The 18,424-nt window shown below is 52.9% G+C and carries 4 protein-coding genes; all 4 read right to left on the bottom strand.

From position 1 onward, the window contains the following. Positions 1 to 172: 172 nt before the first annotated feature. From C5471_RS05265 to C5471_RS05250, 4 genes are read right to left on the bottom strand one after another with little or no spacing between them, the layout of a single operon-like run. The gene (locus tag C5471_RS05265) at positions 173 to 5,413 is read right to left on the bottom strand and encodes a non-ribosomal peptide synthetase (protein WP_133815762.1); all 5,241 of its coding nucleotides are present in this window, start codon (positions 5,411 to 5,413) and stop codon (positions 173 to 175) included. Continuing rightward, positions 5,403 to 8,564 carry a serine hydrolase gene (locus C5471_RS05260; RefSeq protein WP_133815763.1) on the bottom strand — a complete coding sequence of 1,054 codons (3,162 nt, stop codon included), beginning with the start codon at positions 8,562 to 8,564 and terminating at the stop codon, positions 5,403 to 5,405. The genes C5471_RS05265 and C5471_RS05260 overlap by 11 nt, the downstream gene beginning before the upstream one ends. Next, the gene (locus C5471_RS05255; protein ID WP_133815764.1) at positions 8,557 to 15,105 is read right to left on the bottom strand and encodes a type I polyketide synthase; all 6,549 of its coding nucleotides are present in this window, start codon (positions 15,103 to 15,105) and stop codon (positions 8,557 to 8,559) included. Before C5471_RS05255 ends, C5471_RS05260 begins: the two co-directional genes overlap by 8 nt. Then, a complete protein-coding gene (locus C5471_RS05250; RefSeq protein WP_166295693.1) occupies positions 15,102 to 18,422 on the bottom strand; it encodes an AMP-binding protein in 3,321 nt (1,106 codons plus the stop codon). The genes C5471_RS05255 and C5471_RS05250 overlap by 4 nt, the downstream gene beginning before the upstream one ends. Positions 18,423 to 18,424 lie beyond the last annotated feature (2 nt).

The following is an 18,424-nucleotide window of genomic DNA, read 5'->3' as shown; positions in this document are numbered from 1 at the left end:
TCCGACGCCGGTGGTGCCATCACAAAAAAGGGACACCCCTGATATTCCGCATCCAGTTGTTGACGGGCATAATCTTTTAGTGCTTGTTTTCTTGCATTTATTGCAATGGGATCATTAGCGAGCATTTCCGCGCCTTCCTACTTTACTTTTTATAACAGCCAAAGTTTTCATATCACCCAACACTTAACGCACTTTGCAAAATCGAGTTAAACAGTGCTTCCCAATCCCTTATATCGCTTCCCACATTGAACGAGAGAGCTTCCAGATGTACATCAAAACCAGCAGCATGTTCAGCAACTTCACATGTCAGGTTCCAGTGCGATTGTTCGCCTGAAACGTTGAGGAGCTCCAATTGCTGACAGGACGCGCCAGCGATACAACCGTCAAAACCCGCTTTTTGGAAGTAACCGAAAAAGGCCGTGGGCGACAGCGCCCTCTTGGAAAGCTCCGGATATAGCGCCGCTAATTCTTCAGCGTCAAACAGGTAATTTCGGCAGGCTTCGCGCACCGCTGCACTCACTATCTCTAAGTTATTTATATCGCACAGTGTCCCCTGCTGCGCCACCTCACTCCGCAACCTTACCCGCACGGGCAAAACCGCCATCAGCGGAGCGATAACCTCCTGCTGTTCCAACCGGTCCCGGCCATGAAATATCATGGAGGTAAGTTGATCTGGTTGATTATCCAAACGAGTTTTAAACAGCAAAAATACCGCCATGAAGAATTCAGGAACCGTGATCTTCAATCGTGACGTGAGCGCTTCAACCTGCACTTTACGTCTAGCATCCAGGGTAATGAGACAAGTACGTGTGACCAGTTGGGTGTCTTCCACATGAACAGGAGGTGACCAACCCTGCAACTGTGCTCGCCAGAAATCCGCGTGTTCTTGCCGCAGAGTCGCAAATCCCCTGCTATAGAAAAGCTGAGAATAGGTCGCCAAACTGGCGCCCAAGGGAGCTTCATCGCTTTCAGCAGCCAACTCGTTAAGTATTTGCATCAAACCAGAACCATCAATGCAAGCATGAGAAAAATCCAACAGCAAAAGTGGACGCCGTTCATCGACCACCCACCGTCCGCGGACATTCATGCCGTCCTCCAGCGAAAATGGACGAATAAAATCGCGCAGGTCTTCTTCCAGAGAGCCCAGACTTTGACGTTTCTCCAGTCGGAATACGAAACGTCTGGCAGACCGCAAATAAAGTTCACTGTCTGCAAGAATGAATTGCGCACTGAGGCTTTCATGACGGGAAAATACCGACTGCATCAGGTTGCGCAGCTGTTTAAGATCAGGTTCATCTTCACCATCAAACGACAAAGCGATAAAGCTGTTGTTACTCAAGTCTTGAGGATTAAGTTTTACCGCTTTGTATATAGCTTTCTGCGCCGGTAACGCCCGAATCCAATCCACAGGCACCGCCCCGGTTTGCTCCGGTGAGTGCGCAAATTCAGGCTTCCGTTTCTCGCTTCCCCTTGCTATTTCAGCATCGATGAGCCCGGCTTGCGATGCCAGATCCAAATGCCTTACGATCACGCCCAGAGACAATGATACGCTGAACGTCTGCTGTATCCGCGTCATTAGCGCAACAGCCAGCAATGAATGCCCGCCAGCTTCAAAAAAGTGGGATTGACGCCCAATCGCATTCGTATTGAGCAACTCAGCCCACAGTTTAGCCAATCTGGCTTCCGTCCCGTTGCGGGGAGGCTGCGCCGTCGTCGTTTGCGCTATTGACGCATCAGTAGGAGACGGCAACGCTTTGCGATCCAGTTTGCCGTTAGCGGTAAGAGGAAACGCATCCAGCCAAAGGATGTTGGACGGCATCATAAACATGGGTAAACGTGCCTGTAAATGTGCTCTCAGTGCTTGATTCAGCTCCTCTAGGCACCTATCAGCATAGTCGGCGACCGACATTACATAGGCAACCAAACGGGCATCCCCCGGAATATCCTCACGTACCAGCGCCACACACTCTTTCACACTGTCGTGTGATAACAACGCGGCTTCCACTTCGCCCAACTCAATGCGGAAGCCGCGTAACTTGACCTGGAAATCATTACGCCCCAGATATTCAATGTTGCCGCCAGGCAGATACCGAGCCAGATCGCCGGTCCGGTACATGACGTGTCCTAACACTGGATTAAAGGGATCTTTGATGAACTTTTCCGCTGTCAGTTCGGGTTGGTTCAGATACCCGCGCGCCACGCCCACCCCAGCGATATGAAGCTCGCCCGCTACGCCAACCGGGCACGGCTGGCTATAAGCGTCGAGAATATAGAGCTGGATGTTATCAATAGGCCGACCTATCGGGATCACCCCTCCCGTCTTGGCAAGACCGCAATTCCAGGCGGTTACGTCAATCGCCGCCTCGGTCGGCCCATACAGGTTGTGTAATTCAACATTGGCGAACCGCTCCCGAAACCGATGCACACTGCGCGCCGGCAACGCCTCGCCGCTGCAAAACACCCGTTGCAGACAAGCGCCAACTTCTGGCGAAGCCTGATCCAAAAAGACGGACAGCATTGACGGCACGAAATGCAGGGTGGTTATCCGATGTTTCCGGATCAAAGCATTCAGATAAGCGGGGTCTTTATGTCCTTCGGGCTTCGCCACTACCAAACGGGAACCGTACATCAGCGGCCAGAAAAATTCCCAAACGGACACATCGAAACTGAAAGGCGTTTTTTGCAGAACAGCGTCATCCGCACTCAGTCGATACGCCTTTTGCATCCACACCAGACGATTGACGACACCACGGTGCTCATTCATAACGCCTTTCGGCCGCCCTGTTGATCCAGAGGTATAGATAACATACGCCAGATGGGAGGAAGTCAGCCCTCTTTCCGCCAGCAGCAGATTGCCGACGTCTTGTCCGGACCATTTCGGTGCATCCTCATTCAGGTCGATTACGTTAGCACCAGCGCCCGTGGCGTATTCAACCAACAGCGCGCGCACCGCAGCCGGCACCTCACCATGAGACAGCAAGGCCCGGGGAGCGGCATCACGCAGCATGTAATCAAGCCTATCGCCGGGATAGTGAGGATCAAGAGGCACATAAGCTCCCCCGGCTTTCAGCACGGCCAGCAACGCAACCACCATTTCTATGCTGCGCTCCATGCAGACTCCCACCAGCGTATCCGGGCCAACGTCCAGATCCGCTCTTAGAAACCGGGCCAGTTGGTTCGCTTTTTGGTTCAATTGCGCATAGCTCAACGCCTCATTTTCAAACACAACGGCAATAGCGTCCGGCGTCCGTTGCGCCTGCTCCTCAATCAAGGTATGAAGGCAAGTCTGTTGCGGAAAGTCAGACTCAGTTTGGTTCCATTGCCGCACTAGTTTGTCTTTTTCCTGTGCCGGCAACGCGTTAATCCGACCAATTCCTCTTTCCGGCGCACTTTCCAGCGCAGCGACGATTTCCTGCAACGTCGTCTGGAAGTAGTCACAAATCAGCTCAGGATCAAGGCCCTGTTCAACCTGCGCATTGATGACAAAGTCTTTGGCGAAATCATCGACATTGATAGAAATCGGATAACTGGTCCGCTCCATAATTCCGGAATAACTGAGTCCATCCATGGAGGAAGGATTCACAGCCTGAAATGGGTCTTGCGAAGGGACGTTCCGCATCTCACTGTGGCGATAATTCAGCAATGAGGTGAACAGAGGCGTCGTTCCCTGCGTTTGTGCCGATTTCTGCGCCAGCGCCAATGGAGCTTGTTCATGTTTGACCAACTGCATCAGGGTATCCTGAACACCCCAGAGACATTCAAGTACAGGAAGGTTATCCAAACGCACCCGAATCGGCAGTGTGTTGATGAACTGCCCCATTGCATTTTCGGAGCCCATGCCCGCAAACATGCGCCCCAGCAAGACCGTGCCGAAGACAACGTCGTCGCGCCCAGTCAGGCAAGCGATTAACCTGGCCCAGGCCAGATGAAAAACCGCAGCGACGCTGACGCCGTGCGCTTTAGCCTGTTGACGTATTTGATCGCACAAATGTTCCTGCAATGGCCGCCAGGCTTCCACCACCACAGCGTCGCCTCCCAAATATTCATCTGCGCCAAAAGGCGCTGGAGCCGGCTCATAATCCCGCAACATAGTGTCGAAGAATGCTTTTTGCTCTTCTGCACCAATTGCGTTGAAAAGCCCCTCCCTCTCCTGCCTGAACGAAATGGGCGAAGTCGGTTCAAGCGGTTCTGAAAGCAGTTGTGCTTCTATTTCCTGTAGCATTTTTTCTACCGTCACATGATCCACTGCCATGTGGTGGAGCAAGTGAAGCAACACCCACTCATCCCGTTTCGCGTCATAGCAATAAAAACAACGCTGTAAAGGTGCCTTGGCAATATCGAAACGCTGCATAGCGGGGTCGCAATATTGTTTCAATGCGGCCAGCGGATCGTCGCAATCCGTCGCGGGTCTCAGCTCTTGCGCTGTTAATTCTGCTTCCCGCCAAACCACTTGGACCGGCTGGGAAAGCCCTTCGTAATGGATGCTGACGCGAAACGCGTCGTAACGGGCAATAGTGCGGCGCAAGGCGTCGATATAAGCGTGCAATAAGTCTGCGTTACGGAAACGGGCAACTTGCCAGAGCACATAGGGATCTCCCGCCAAATTCGTTAGATAGTGATAGATCATTCCCTGCTGCAACGGCCCCAAGGGACAAATATCTTTAATATTGGCGAGACCGCCGGGAATGACGGCAGCCAGAGCGTCGATTTCCGTTTGGGTGAGCTGCGCCCAGTGAGACGCTTCCGCCGTAGAGCGCCGCATTATTTCGGATCCAGCCCCCAGTGGGTCGTACGCCCGCAACTGCGTCGCCAACTCGGATAATACAGGATGCTGGTACAGCGTGTGCGCATCCACAATGAATCCACGGCGACGCAGAGCCAGCATCATTTTTACAGTAAGCAGAGAGTGGCCGCCCAAGTTAAAGAAGTGTGAATTCCTGCTGATATTTTTAACGCCGAGCAGCTCGCTCCATACCTCAACCAGGGTTTGTTCCAACGCATTTTCCGGCGGCTCAAAATCCTGTTCGGTGAATTCCCCGGAGGCAACGACCGGAAAGGCTTTGCGGTCAATGTTACCGCTGACGGATAAAGGAAAGTCGCTGACAATAACGATGGCGACGGGTCTCATGTAATCTGGCGCTACACCTTCAATAAACCGTTGAATGCTCTCTTTCACGCCGTCCCGGGACTGACGCTGCAAGGCCCGCTCCGAGGCAATGACAAAACCGACCAAATGCTTCTCTTCCTCGCTCTCACCCTGCGCCAGCACAACTGCGTCGTATACGGCCGGATGCTTCATCAGGAACGCTTCAACTTCACCCAACGCTACCCGATGCCCCCGTATTTCAACTTGAAAATCCATCCGTCCAAGATCTTCATCAGGCAGCGACTGCAACAACGGCTTAGTAAGCATAACTCTTTTCCTTTAACTCAATAAGTTGACCGTTTTTCATGGTGATCAGGGCGTCAGCCTCCGAAAAATATTCGTCATCATGGGTCACGACAAAAACGATGCGTCCCTGGGCTTTCAACATAGGAAGCCATTCCTGATAAAATCTGGCTTTGGAGCGAGGATCCTGATCAGCAGCCCATTCGTCCAGAACCACCAGAGGGCTGGGATCGGCCAACAGCATGGCCAAAGAAAGACGCTTGCGTTGGCCTGTTGACAACTTGATGTTGTCGAAAGCGCCGTCACACAAAAGAGTCGCTTTTTGGGCAAGCCCCAACGACGCTATATTCTGATTGACAACTTCCCGCGACTGCAATAAAGCAGGGTCATAAACCCGTTTAAGTAACCAATTGTCGCTGAAGATTGCCTGCGTCTGCTCCAGCAATTGACGTTGGGAAACAGCTTCGCCGTTTATCTTTATCGTCCCTTGCGCAGGCGCATACAAGCCCGCCAGAATCATAGCCAGCGTACTCTTACCAGAGCCATTGCCGCCGGTCAGGAAATAGCTTTTCCCCCTTTCCGCCCTCAATGAGACTGGCCCTACACCGAAGCGCTCCCCCTCTCCTGTCGTAGCCGGGTAGTGAAAACGTACAGCAGACAGTTCGAGTGTCTTCACGTCCTGAATTGGCGATGGCGTCTCTGATGGAGAGTCGGCCTGCATCGACTGACTGAACGCCACCATATTATTCACGAGACTCTTCAGCCTAATCAGCTCAGGCATGGCCGCCATCACCGCATTAAGCGGCCCGATGAGGTAGAGCAGAATGATCAGATATTCTTTCGACGCGTCGCCGTCAAAACGGGGAATCAACAGCGGAAACGCCAAAGCCACCGCAACCAGTAACGCCGTGAGCAATGACTCACCGATAAAAAACGCATTTAAAAAGCCGCGGTCGTACTGAATTCTCAAAGCCTTAAAACGATCCGACACGACCTGTGCATGACGATAGAAACTGCGTTTTATCGCTTCACGCCGCAGTCCTTTGTAGCCTTTCTGCAAATCCTCCACGGTATCCATAAACTCGCTACGGGTGCCTAATGCCTGAGGCATGATGCGATTGGCGCGTTCGGAAACGTAGTAATAGAGCCCGATCATAGGCAATGCGCAGACCAACAGCATAGAGGTAGCCAGGGGCGACTTGAACACCATCAAATAGGAGAATAAAAAGACGATAGTTAACAAATTGGCGAAGAAAGGAACGAAAGCCAGGACGCTTTTAGCCAGCTCTTGCGAATCCTCCCCAATGACAGACTGTATTTTCCCCGGCGATAATTGCTCAATGTTTTTATAATCCGACGCCAGCAGTTTTCGAATGATCTCCATCCTCCAGCCCTGCACAAAAGAGTGCCCAAAGCGCATAATCTGTTGTTCTGCCGCTCGACGTGCGGAAATATAGAAGTAGATGCAGTTGAACAGCAGAACGGCGCTGTACAGCAAATTCGCCGACGGACTTTCGATAGCCTGGATGATGCATAGGACCAACGCGGAATTGAGCAGTCCGGAAATGACCGTCAGACCAACAACTTTGGCGATCATCAGAGAGGAAAATGTCTTGCTTGTGTATCTGCCGCTGGATTGCACCACCAGGAAAAAGAACAGCAGGACGGCGTTGATGAAGAAGATCAGCCCTATGGCAGCAACAGGCAGACTTAAGGGCCCCCAAATAAGCAGATTTGACCAGCCCAATCCTAATAACAGATGAGGGATAATCGCAAACACGGACACAAGAGCCACGTTCTGCATGATAAGCTGACAGAGGAAAGACCGCCAACCTCTGTTTTCAGCGGACTGCACGAAGCTTTCCTGTATTATCGCGCTCTCCACACGGCTCACGAGAACACTTGCGTTGTCAGCGTCAGTCTCATCACTCCCGCCTTTATCCTTTTCCCCTCTTTTATACATTACCGCCAGTAAAATCAGCGTTCCACCCAGCCAGAAAATACCCGCCGCTACCGTGGAAACCCGGTCTCCCATGTCAGCGGAGAAACTCTCCGGCAGGCTTTCCGACGAGACACTGCGCAGGTGTTCAAATATCGCCTGCCCCAGTTGAATCACTTGGGGGCTGTTGCTATTACCCAATAAGGAAACGCCCACGCCGGCCTTCGGGTCAAACGCGATATAAGCTGTGGCGTTAGGATTCTGCCCTGGGTGGCTCCAACTGGTGGTTGCTTCGGTTTCCACATCCCAGCCATAGGCGTATCCCGCGTCGCCATTCCCCCCATAAGGACGTTTCGCCTGCTCCAACGCCGCGTATAACGCAGACAACTTTTTATCGCTATCACCATCGCCGTGACTCAGCGGCAACCGGTGGAGCAAGAACTGCAACCAAATAGCCATATCCTGCGGAGTACTGAGCACATAACCTGCCGGCGTATTTTGCCAATAACGGGGCGCGTCATACGGCCGGGCGGAGATAAAGCTGATTTTATACCCCGGGACACCCGCAGGCGCAGCAGCGCCCCCCTCCACCGTCGTATCCTTCATTCCCAAAGGCAAAAAGATTTTTTCCCGCAACAGTGTCGCAAACGATTTCCCCGTAGCCCGTTCAGCCACCAAACCCAACAGGCTGTAATTCAGCGTGGCGTACTCTTCCCTGGCACCGACCGGATAGGCCAGCGGGATCGCCTTCAACAATGCCGGCAGTTGCGATAAAGCATCAGGAGCACTGTTAGGTTGCAGGAGGTCGAGAGTATCTCCTGCGATGCCGCTGGTATGGAACAGCAGGTTTTTAATCTGAATTGCGGAGTACCCCATTTCCGGGCGCTCCGCCAACTCCGGTATCCACTGCGTAATAACGTCCTGCCGGTTGAGTACGCCTTCCCGCTCCAGCACCGCAATCAGCAATCCGGTAAAGGCTTTGGAGCAAGAGGCGAGTTCAAACACACCCGCTTCCGCCTTGCCCAGTCGCAGCGTGCGAACTTTATCGCCGACTACGACGCTCATTCCCCCAGTAGGAACCTGATCGACATCCCAACGACGGCTTAGGTCACCAATAACCCGCTCCAGATCAGCGGCTTGTTTCAGGCTGATGGTGTCGGCGAAAGCGCGTCCTACCAGCGCAAGGTAGATTACAACTAAAAAGACGCCTAAGCGGATCAATCCAACGTTACTCATTGACTTCGCTCTCCTGCCCGGACACTGCACTGCGCAATTTGCGACGGGCCTGCAACGTGCGGCGTTTATCTCCCAGCCCTTGTTGCGGCGTCTGTGGTTCGCCTTCCGTGGATTGCGACGGCGCCAGCTCTTTGCTCAACTCCCGCAAGGAGGCTGCCTTAAACAACAATGCCACCGGTATCTCCCGCGCCAATCGTTGTTCCAATCTTTTGGCGAACTGAATGAGGTCCAGCGAGGTTGCGCCCAAGGTGAAGAAGCTGACGTCCACGTCCAAACCGTTAATCCCCAGAAATCCTTCCAACATGGTGCGCATCGCCTGTAGTAAGTCGTCCGCATTCGCGCCTTTAAGCGACTCGCCAGCAGATACACCGGCCGCTCCCTGTACATCCAGAGTTGAAGCGGAACTGAACAACATCTGCTGGGTATGCAGTTGCTTTTCCAGAACAGAGCCGATGGGGAGTTTGGAAACAGCGATATAAGGCAACCTGGTTTGATGAACAATCGCAGCCATAGCCACGGCTATTTGCGTTCCTTCCAGGTTAGATAATCCCTCCTTCTGCAATTTTTCAACAAAGCTGACCGCTTTGTTACGCTCTTCCATTGCGATAACAATCTTGCCGATATGTCGCCCCTGGGCCATGAACTGAAATGCGTCGGCAATCTCTTTGACGGGATAAACCTTTGTCGGTAAAGGCTTAAGCGTTTCCTCTTCCAACAGCGCCGCCACCTCAGCCCAGGCTTCCTGATAGGCAGGATGCTCGGCACCCGCCTGCACAGCGTGGAAGCTGCCGCCCTCCGCAAAAATTGACAGTCCCAATTTCCAGTTTTGCAGAATGTCCCGTAAGCCAAGCTCCAGGAATCGGCCTTGTGGTGCCAATAAGGAGATACTTTCTTCCAGCAGTTCCCCCGCTAGAGCATTGAGGATCACATCGAAAGGCCGGTCGCCCAGCTCACTGCGGAAGGCTTCTCCAAACTCCCGCGTTCTGGAATTCGCCCCCCTTTGAGCACCCATATTTTTAAGCAACCGGCGCTTCTCTTCGCTGCCCGCAGTCACCCAAACCTCTGCCCCCAAATACAGAGCGATCTGCATTGCCGCCATGCCAACACCGCTGGCAGCGGAATGAATCAGGATGCGTTCACCCTTTTTCAAATTAGCGGCATGCTTTAAGGCGATCCAAGCGGTGGTAAAAGCGACCGGAACCCCTGCGGCCTGTTGAAAACCAAGCATCTGCGGAATCGGCGCGACAACGCGTTGCGGCATAACAACGTGTTCAGCCAGACAGCTATGTCCTGCACACATCACGCGGTCACCAACGTGAACACCTTTAACCTCCCGCCCGACACGGGTGACAATACCCGCCGCTTCCTGACCAAAGGTCATGGTCGGGTCAGCGGGAGCCGGCAACACGCCGAGAGCGATCAATACGTCTTTAAAGTTAAGTCCCACCGCCTTAACCTGAATTTCCACGTCCAGTGGACCGGGCTCTTTACGTGCTTCGAGCTGCGAAGTAAAAGAGAAACCCACTCCTTCTTCTTCTCCTCCACACAGGCGCATGACAGTGTGCCGTGCTGTATCCACCCGATCATCAGCAGCAACTTGAACCAGCGCTGCCTTGTCATCCTGTAACGCAGAAGAAACGTTAACCAACAGCAGATCATTAATCGCTACCAGCAAACCGCCCTCTTCCGAATAAATATTCACCTGCAACAACTTGTTGGTGCCCAGATCCTGTATCTGGACGCGGCTTTTTACTCTGTCACACATGGGAGAGAATTGGGTGAACGCACCGATTGAGGCGGGCGCAAACTGCACATCTTCATCCTCCGGAGAAGCGATCAAGGTCGCGGTATCCAACAGCGCAACATGAAGACCTGATGCCTCTGCTTCGCCCTGGTATGCGGTTGGAAGCTGTAACAGATTCACCACTTCATTGGTTGCAGTCCGGTCAACCGAGATGACGTTTCGCCAGCGGGAGCCGAATGTCAGCACGCCTTTTGGACTGACGCCGATGTTGTCACTGGCGCTAAACAGGTTCAGAACAGGCTGAGAAGGGATGGTTTCAGAGGAAAGCGAAACATGACCGTCGCAGGGTTTAATTTTACCACCAGCATGTTTAAGCCAAGCCTCACGGGAGAACTCACCGTTGCCCGAGAATATCTCAAAAGTGCCCAAGTCGTCCGCAAAGACCACCGCAATATCAAGCTCCGCGTCGTCAGCTACCACCAGCGGTCTCTCAATGGTAACCTCCTCTAATGAGAACGCTTCCACTACCGAAATTCGCAATTCGGTCAATGCACGATGGACCAGAACCACCATTCCCATAGCAGGCATCACGGCAGTTGACGCATCAATACGATGCTCGTCCAGCCACCAATCGTCCCTGGCATACAACGGTTGCCGCCAGATTGAAGTACCGGACGTCGCAGCCTTCACCGGGTTCTTGAGCGCAAGATCCAATTGTTGCGCGGAGCGTGTCGCCATACCTGATTCCGCCCAATCATCCCAGGCAATAGCCAGCGCTTTACCGCCTTTGCCACGGACCTGATCCGCATAAGCTTCCAGACAGGCGTTGGCTGCAACATAGGCGATCTGCCCAACCTTTTCCTTAGGCAGTAAATTGCCCAGACTGGAGAACAACAACAGCGCCGGGTCGCCAAGTCTATCCAGGTTATCGCAGAGGAAACGGGTTCCTGTCACCTTAGGTGCCAACGTTGCAACAGATTCCGCCTCAGAACGCATCTGCAACATCGCTCCCTCTCCCCGGCCAGCGGTATGGAACACGTAATCAATTCCCACCCCTTGCGCCGCCAATTGGAATACCGGCGCAAAAGTTTTCTCTAGAGATTCATCGTCGCCCAGATCCGCATGCAACAACTCTACTCTGCTTCCCCTGGCTTCAAGACTCAGCGCCCATTGCAGCAACTCCGCGTGGGGGCCATTGCTTTCAATCTCCGCCATCCAATCTCGTTTTTTCGGCAGAAACTTCCGCACCAACAGTAAAAGATTACAGTGATAAACCTGCGCTAAATGTTCAGCGATAGCCGCGCCCATGCCGCCATTGGCACCGGTGACAAGCACCCAACTGTTGCGACTGATGCCCGGCAGAGCGTGCGTCAAAACCTGCTTTTGCACGCGCGAAGTGACTCGCCGCTGCCAAAAGCCATCCAGGCGGTAACAGTAGAACTGACCGCCGTACCCGTCCTGATCTATCCAAGGTTGTAATCCACGCGCAACGTTCTCCGCATCCGAACTCTCCAGATCCACACAGAGGGCGGTAATATTGGGATACTCTTCCGGTAGGATCAGCAACGAGCCAAGAAGCTGGTTTTTTTCTGCATTCAGCGTCTCCGCACCATTCCATGCAACCATTTCCGTCGCAGGAAAGAACAACCGCATTTTCGGCGCAGATTTTTTTGATTCAGAGTGTTGGGCTGCGCTCCATCTCGCCAGAACAGTGGGCAGCCAGAACGCCCAGAACTGTGCCTGCCGCGCGTCCAGATTATCCAGCAATCCGGTGACAATGACATCCATAGCGGCAGACGCCTGTAGCCCTTGTTGCGACAACCACTCTTCCAATTCTGTGTAAATGTTGGCGAAGTCGCCCCGCCAGGACGAACATTCGATAAATTTCAATTTACCGTTATTCAGCCCCAGTACCCCGGCCAGGCTAAGTTCTCTTTCCGTGATCTGTTGGCAAATTATCCAGGTTGCCGGCATGTCCTCCGATTTGGTTGTACCTTCTGGCACAGCCGCATTCACTTTTTCCCACTCCAATCCATAATAATGCGAGCCGAAAAACAGAGATGAGAGGGTCTGAGCCACCTTTACGCCCGGTTGAAAAGTGCGCTCTTGCTGGAAACAGATATGACGTTCAAAAGCATGGCCGGGCAAGTGCATTTTCTTTATGGGGCGTGTTATGGAACATTCAGCAGATGCGTGCGGATGAATCCTGACCCACTCAATGCCGCCGCCATGCGTCCAGATCTTGGCAATAAACTGTAACGTCGCATTCACCTCGTGATCCGCTCCGCCGGCACCGAAGGTTGGAACCAACCTTTCCACATCCAGACGCAACCATTTACGTGCGTGCTGCAACAGGTCCATACCAGCGCCTATTTGTGCAAAGAGTGACGCAGGATGATCCTGCTCCATTTGCTTTAAGGCGGCACCCCATTGCACAGGGGCCAGCATTTGATTGATCCAGTATTGTGGATCACGCATCTCATCCGCTTCGATTTTCCGTCCCAAAACGGTTGAATAGACAGCACACTGTGCCGGTTGCAGATTATAGTTTTCCAGCAAGTCACCAAACGCTTTCGCCGCCGGCTCAATCAAAGGGGTATGGAAGGCGTGGGACACTGCCACTCTCTTGAAAGCAATGCCTTGCTGCGTTAACCAGTTTTCTGCGTCTGCGGCCATCCCTTCTTCTGTAGCCAGCGTCCAGGTTCCCGGACTGAGTTCCGATATGCGCCAAAGCGTTGCCGGAAAGTCGCCGTCAAAACCTTTCTTACCACTGACTGCAAAGACGGCACCTTTTGGCATGGAGTCCATCAGCCGCGCCCGAGCGACCACCAACTCCATCCCCTCCTCAGGGCTGAATACGCCAGCAATTGCCGCCACAGCGAATTCTCCTAGGCTAAACCCGGACAGAGCTGCGGGCTTACAGCCAAGCCTCTGCAACCAAACGCCTAACGATACTTGAGCCGCGTATAAAATGGGCTGGAGGTAATAGGTTGACAGTTGTTCAGGCTGCTTAACGCATTCGATTAAGGTCTCTTTATTAACAGACAATAAGGCCGCTGCTTTATCCAACAGACCAAGATAGATGTCGCCGAACTCCGGATATTCCGCCGCCAGGCGCAGGCCCATTTCCGGCGATTGCGTACCCTGCCCAGGAAATAGCCAAATAAGCGCCGTCATTGTTTCATAAGCACCGTCCATCAGAGTCCAGTTATCAAGCTGCCGTTTCCAATCGTCGCTATTGTTAGCGACAAAGGCAGCACGACAAGGGTATTCGGTCCGGTTTTCCTGCAACTGCCGGGCAATGACTTCCAGGTTAGTAGATCCCTCTTTAACTACGCTGAGGTGGGTCGAATAAGCCTCCGCCAATCGCGCCAGCGCCCAAGGGGATTTGGCCGAGAGCGGCAATATCTGCGCGGATTCCTTGTTCTCTACAAAGCCAGTATTGCTTTTTAAGTAAAGAACGTTGTCTTTACCCACGGCTTCCGGCGGCTGTTCAAGCAACATATGGACATTAGTTCCACCTATGCCGAATGAGCTGACGCCAGCGCGCCGAATCGCCTGAGGTGCCGGCCAATCAGCGGTTTGAGTCGGCACCCAAAACGGCGTCTTATCCAGCGCCAGATGCGGATTTGGTTTATTGAAGTGCAACGAAGGCGGAATTTTACCAAAGCGGACGCTCAAGGCCGCCTTTATCAGTCCGGCGATACCGGCGGCGGAATCCAGATGCCCCATGTTGGACTTAACACTGCCCACAGCACAGCGGAATTGACTGAGTTCGTCCGGAGAGAGCAGTTCGCGGGCGACCTTATTCAGCGCCTGAATTTCGATGGGGTCGCCAAGTATGGTAGCGGTACCGTGCGCCTCAATCATGCCCAGACTCGAAAATGGCATACCCGCTACCCGATATACCTGCGAGATGACCTCCGCCTGTCCCTGGATGCTGGGAGCCTCAAAGCTCACTTTTCTATCACCGTCATTGTTCATGCCGGATTCGACGATAACCGCGTGAATAGGGTCGCCGTCCGCGAGTGCGTCTTCCAAAAGCTTTAACAGCACTATCCCCACGCCGTTGCCGTTCACCGTGCCTTTACTGTCATCGGCAAACGTCTTACAGTGCCCATCGGGCGATAGGATCATACCATCCTGATACAAGTAGCCCCCCGCCACCGGGTCAGTGATGCATGCGCCACCAGCCAGCGCCATTTCGCACTCGCCCGCCAGAAGCGCTTTACAGGCCAGATGTACCGCAGACAATGAAGTCGAGCAGGCAGTCTGCACGTGCACCGCGGGTCCATTCAATTTCATGCGATAGGCAATTTGTGCAGCGAACGCAGCCGGGTCGTTATAGTTGCCGACATCGAACATTTCCGAGATATCCTGACTGGCTCCCGTGAATTGATCCAGTCGCGCCAGATTCAACGTAGAACCGATAAAAACACCGGCGTTTAACATCGACTCACCAGGGGACAATCCCGCGTCAAGAAAGGCGTTGAAACTGACTTCGTGCAGCACCCGGAGTTGCGGGTCCATTTTCCGCGCTTCCCGTTGCGAGTAGCCGAAAAATTCATAATCAAAGCATTCGGCATCCTCAAGGGAGGCTTTCGCAGGGACGTAATTGGGAAGGTCGATGATCTCGGGCGGCGCGCCAGCGGCCAAAAGTTCTTCCCGAGAGAAAAACGACACCAATTCCCGCCCCGCCGACAGATTGTTCCAAAAGCTTCGCCAATCCGGACTTTTGGGAAATCTGCAAGCAATGCCAATAATAGCCACTTCATTACCGGTATATTCACGCTTCATAATACTAAACTTCCTCTTACTTTACGCCGCCTGTCCGCCAGTCTGCTTTTACCTGACCGGGCCGACGAGAGAGTAGATTCTTGGGATGTCTGCTTGCCAGAATCGGATCGAACGACTTCGTTGTCTGCATTTTCGGCAGACAAATTGCTCTGCTTGATCCAATCTGCGAAGGATGCAATGGTTGGGTACTCGAATAAGACGGCAACGCCGATCTCCTGGTTGAATGCCTGCTGCATCTGGGATTGCAGTGCGATTATCTTTATCGAATCGCCACCTGCATCGAAGAAATTAATGTTTGCAGCAACGACCTTGTTTTCCAGAACCGTGCTCCAGATAGCCTGCACTTTTGCTTCTACAGCGTCTGTCAACGGCGCATAATTCATGGAAGCTTGCGTTTGCAGTCGTTGGGTCGCGTACTCCTGTAGTCGCTTACGATCAACCTTGCCGGTAATAGTGCGTTCAAAACCGTCTACAACCACAATGAGCGCAGGCGTCCACGACTCAGGAAAATGCTGGCGGATGTGTTCTCGCACACGGGCCCCCAGCATCGCAGGCTGTTCACCGCTATCGACGAAAAGATGCCATTGTCGTTTCCCCTCCCACACCGTCGCCGGCAGCAAACAACAGGCTTTAACCGCCTCTAACATCTCAACGGTGCGCTCCAGTTCACGTGGCTCAATGCGAACGCCGTTCACCTTCACCTGATCGTCAATCCGCCCCAGGTACTTAAAGCCAGAGTCACGAGAAAAAGTGACCGCGTCGCCAGTGCGATAAAAAGATTGTTCATTGTATTTGACGAAATATTTATTAGATTCAAGCGAATTGGTCGCGTAGCCATAAGCGACCGCCCGGCCTCCCACCCAAAGCTCACCGCGGACACCCGCGGGTAATGGCTTGCCGAATACGTCTGCACAGTAGGCGGTAACGTTTTGAATTGGCCAGCCTAAGGATATTTCCGTGGCAAGAGACTGTTTGGCGTTGAGGCAATCCACAGTTGTCTCACTGGGACCATAGTGATTGTTGACGGCGTAGCCCTGCTTCAGCAAATCGTCCCTGAGCCGTTTAGGTAACTCTTCGCCTCCGAATACCCACAATCGCATAGCAGGGAAGAATGGCGCACCTTGAATGAGTTGTGCGATGGCCCCAGGAATAAAGTTGATTAAAGTGATTGACTCATCCCGCAGCAGATCGATGAACGTCTGTCGCTCCAACAATCCATTGGGTGATGGATATATCAGGGTAGCGCCGACAACAAAGCTACCAAACAGATCTTCCACACTGGGGTCGAAATTCAGATCAGTCAGCCCGAGCACCCGGTCAGCAGGCGCAAGGCCGGTTTCCCTGACAAACCAATCCAGCAGGTTCGCCACCGATTCATTACGGATGGAGATGCCTTTAGGCGTGCCGGTGGTTCCTGAAGTGAAAATGAAGTAAAACTCATCTTTAGGCCGCCGGTTGCGCCATAGCGTCAATTCATCAGAGGACGGCGGCAATGTCATCTCCGCCTCAACATCCAACAACAAGTGACGACCGATGTCAGCGCTGATCTCCCCGTTCAGAGAAGCGCCACATAAGACAATGCTGCAATCCGCCAAAGCTAACAGGTTTTTTTTGCGTGGCAGCGGATCTTTTGGGTTTACATAGAAGTAACTACCGCCACTGAACAGTATCGCCAGTATCGCCTGAGTGGATAACAGCCCCTTTTCAAGGTGGACAGCCACTCTGTCGCCAGGGACGAAACCCGATACCTGTAGCCGTTCCTGCAAGGCGCAAACACCCTGCAACAGCGCGTGATTGCTGATCCGATGCTGTCCGACGATCAAACTTATCTCTGGGGGAGACTCACTAAGGCGCTGATAAATACCTAGCAGCAATGCATTGATATCCGGCATTTGCGCATTTTGCTCCCCCATCACCAGAGAGAGTCCCTCTGCGCCGTCCGGACTGAGTTTTAAAACCAGATCTTCAACCAACACATCCGTGGAACCCTTAACCCAATCCGCCGCCAAAGATTCAAAAGCGTTAAACACCGTTTTTACCGCGTCAGGATCACCTTCAAAAGCCTCTCCCGCACTTAACCCGACTTGCCATCGTTCCACGCCAGAAACTGTCAGAGTCAGACCGAAATGCGTCGTCTCTTCGCTGTGTAAATCCGTCAGAAACGCACCATAACCGGTGTCCTGTAACGTGGCATCGATGGGATAGTTATCGAAGACGACGATAGAGTCATAGAGTTCGTCACGTATCCCCGCCTCTTCTCTTATCGCCAGGGGCGGCGTTTTTTCATGTTTCTGCGTCTGTTGTAGCGCCTGAAAAACAGCGCGCAACGCCGTCTCTAAGTTCCATTTGCCATCGAGCGTAAAAATCAACGGCACAGTATTAATGAACAGCCCCAAAGGTTGGCAATCGGTGTTTTGCGTCAAAGCCGCTCCTCTTCCGGAAAACGTGCAGCCGAAAGCGACAGTTTTTTGGAAGGTAAACTTGGTCAGCACCAGTGCCCAACACAAATAGACGAAGCTTGCCGGAGTAACACCAGCGTGGCGACAAAGCGACTCTATCGCCGCTTTGCGCTCTTCGTCCCACATGCTGTTCACCACCACTTTTTCGCCTGGTTTTCGCTTGGTCGCGGCATGTTCAGAGGAACGGAACAGTGGTTCAACCAGCAGTTTTGTCGTCGCAGAGGCTTCGCCGTCAGGCAGGCGTTGAAAAACACTTCGCCAGTATTCACGACTGAGCCCCAGATCGTCTTTACTTAACCCTTTCCAGAGTTGTTGCGCATACAGTCGTGAGGTCAGAGAGACGATCTTTTGTTTACGCAATCCCTGTAGCCAAAGGGAAATCAGCAGCGAGCTACTCCAGCCATCCATCAGAATATGGTGAAAAGAGAAGGTGATGCTTACGGTTCCCGCAGGAACATCGTGGAAGCAAACGATCCGGAACACTTCTGTGTCCAACTCAAACGGCGTCGTTTTCGACTGAGCCAGCCAATCAAGGCAGCGTTGTTTTCTCGACGGCAGCGGGTCAGCCGGATCAACGCGGACATATTCAATCGGGATTCGCGGCAATGCGTATATGACCTGATGGGGAACACGAATCCCTTTCCAGATAAAAACCGATCGCAGAGCAGGCTGTGACTGCTGTATCTGGCACCATACATCAAGAATCTCTTCTTCACTGACGTCAACTTTCAGGCTGATTGCCACGCCGATGTGATAGGCGCTATTTCCATCTTTTAATGCATGAAACAGCAACCCGTTCGCTTGCGGCGTCATTTGCAGCAATTCTTCAATATAGTTGGTAGAGTTGGACTGCGTCATAC

It is taken from the genome of Photorhabdus tasmaniensis, from assembly GCF_011189505.1.
Taxonomy (GTDB): domain Bacteria; phylum Pseudomonadota; class Gammaproteobacteria; order Enterobacterales; family Enterobacteriaceae; genus Photorhabdus; species Photorhabdus tasmaniensis.
The sequence above is the reverse complement of the archived record's forward strand: the minus strand, read 5'-3'. Positions and strand labels throughout refer to the sequence as shown.

What these genes read in the sequence shown, in the direction of transcription:
- C5471_RS05250 (WP_166295693.1), bottom strand. Translation starts at nt 18,422, where the DNA reads ATGACGCAGTCCAACTCTACCAACTATATTGAAGAATTGCTGCAAATG.
- C5471_RS05255 (WP_133815764.1), bottom strand. Translation starts at nt 15,105, where the DNA reads ATGAAGCGTGAATATACCGGTAATGAAGTGGCTATTATTGGCATTGCT.
- C5471_RS05265 (WP_133815762.1), bottom strand. Translation starts at nt 5,413, where the DNA reads ATGCTTACTAAGCCGTTGTTGCAGTCGCTGCCTGATGAAGATCTTGGA.
- C5471_RS05260 (WP_133815763.1), bottom strand. Translation starts at nt 8,564, where the DNA reads ATGAGTAACGTTGGATTGATCCGCTTAGGCGTCTTTTTAGTTGTAATC.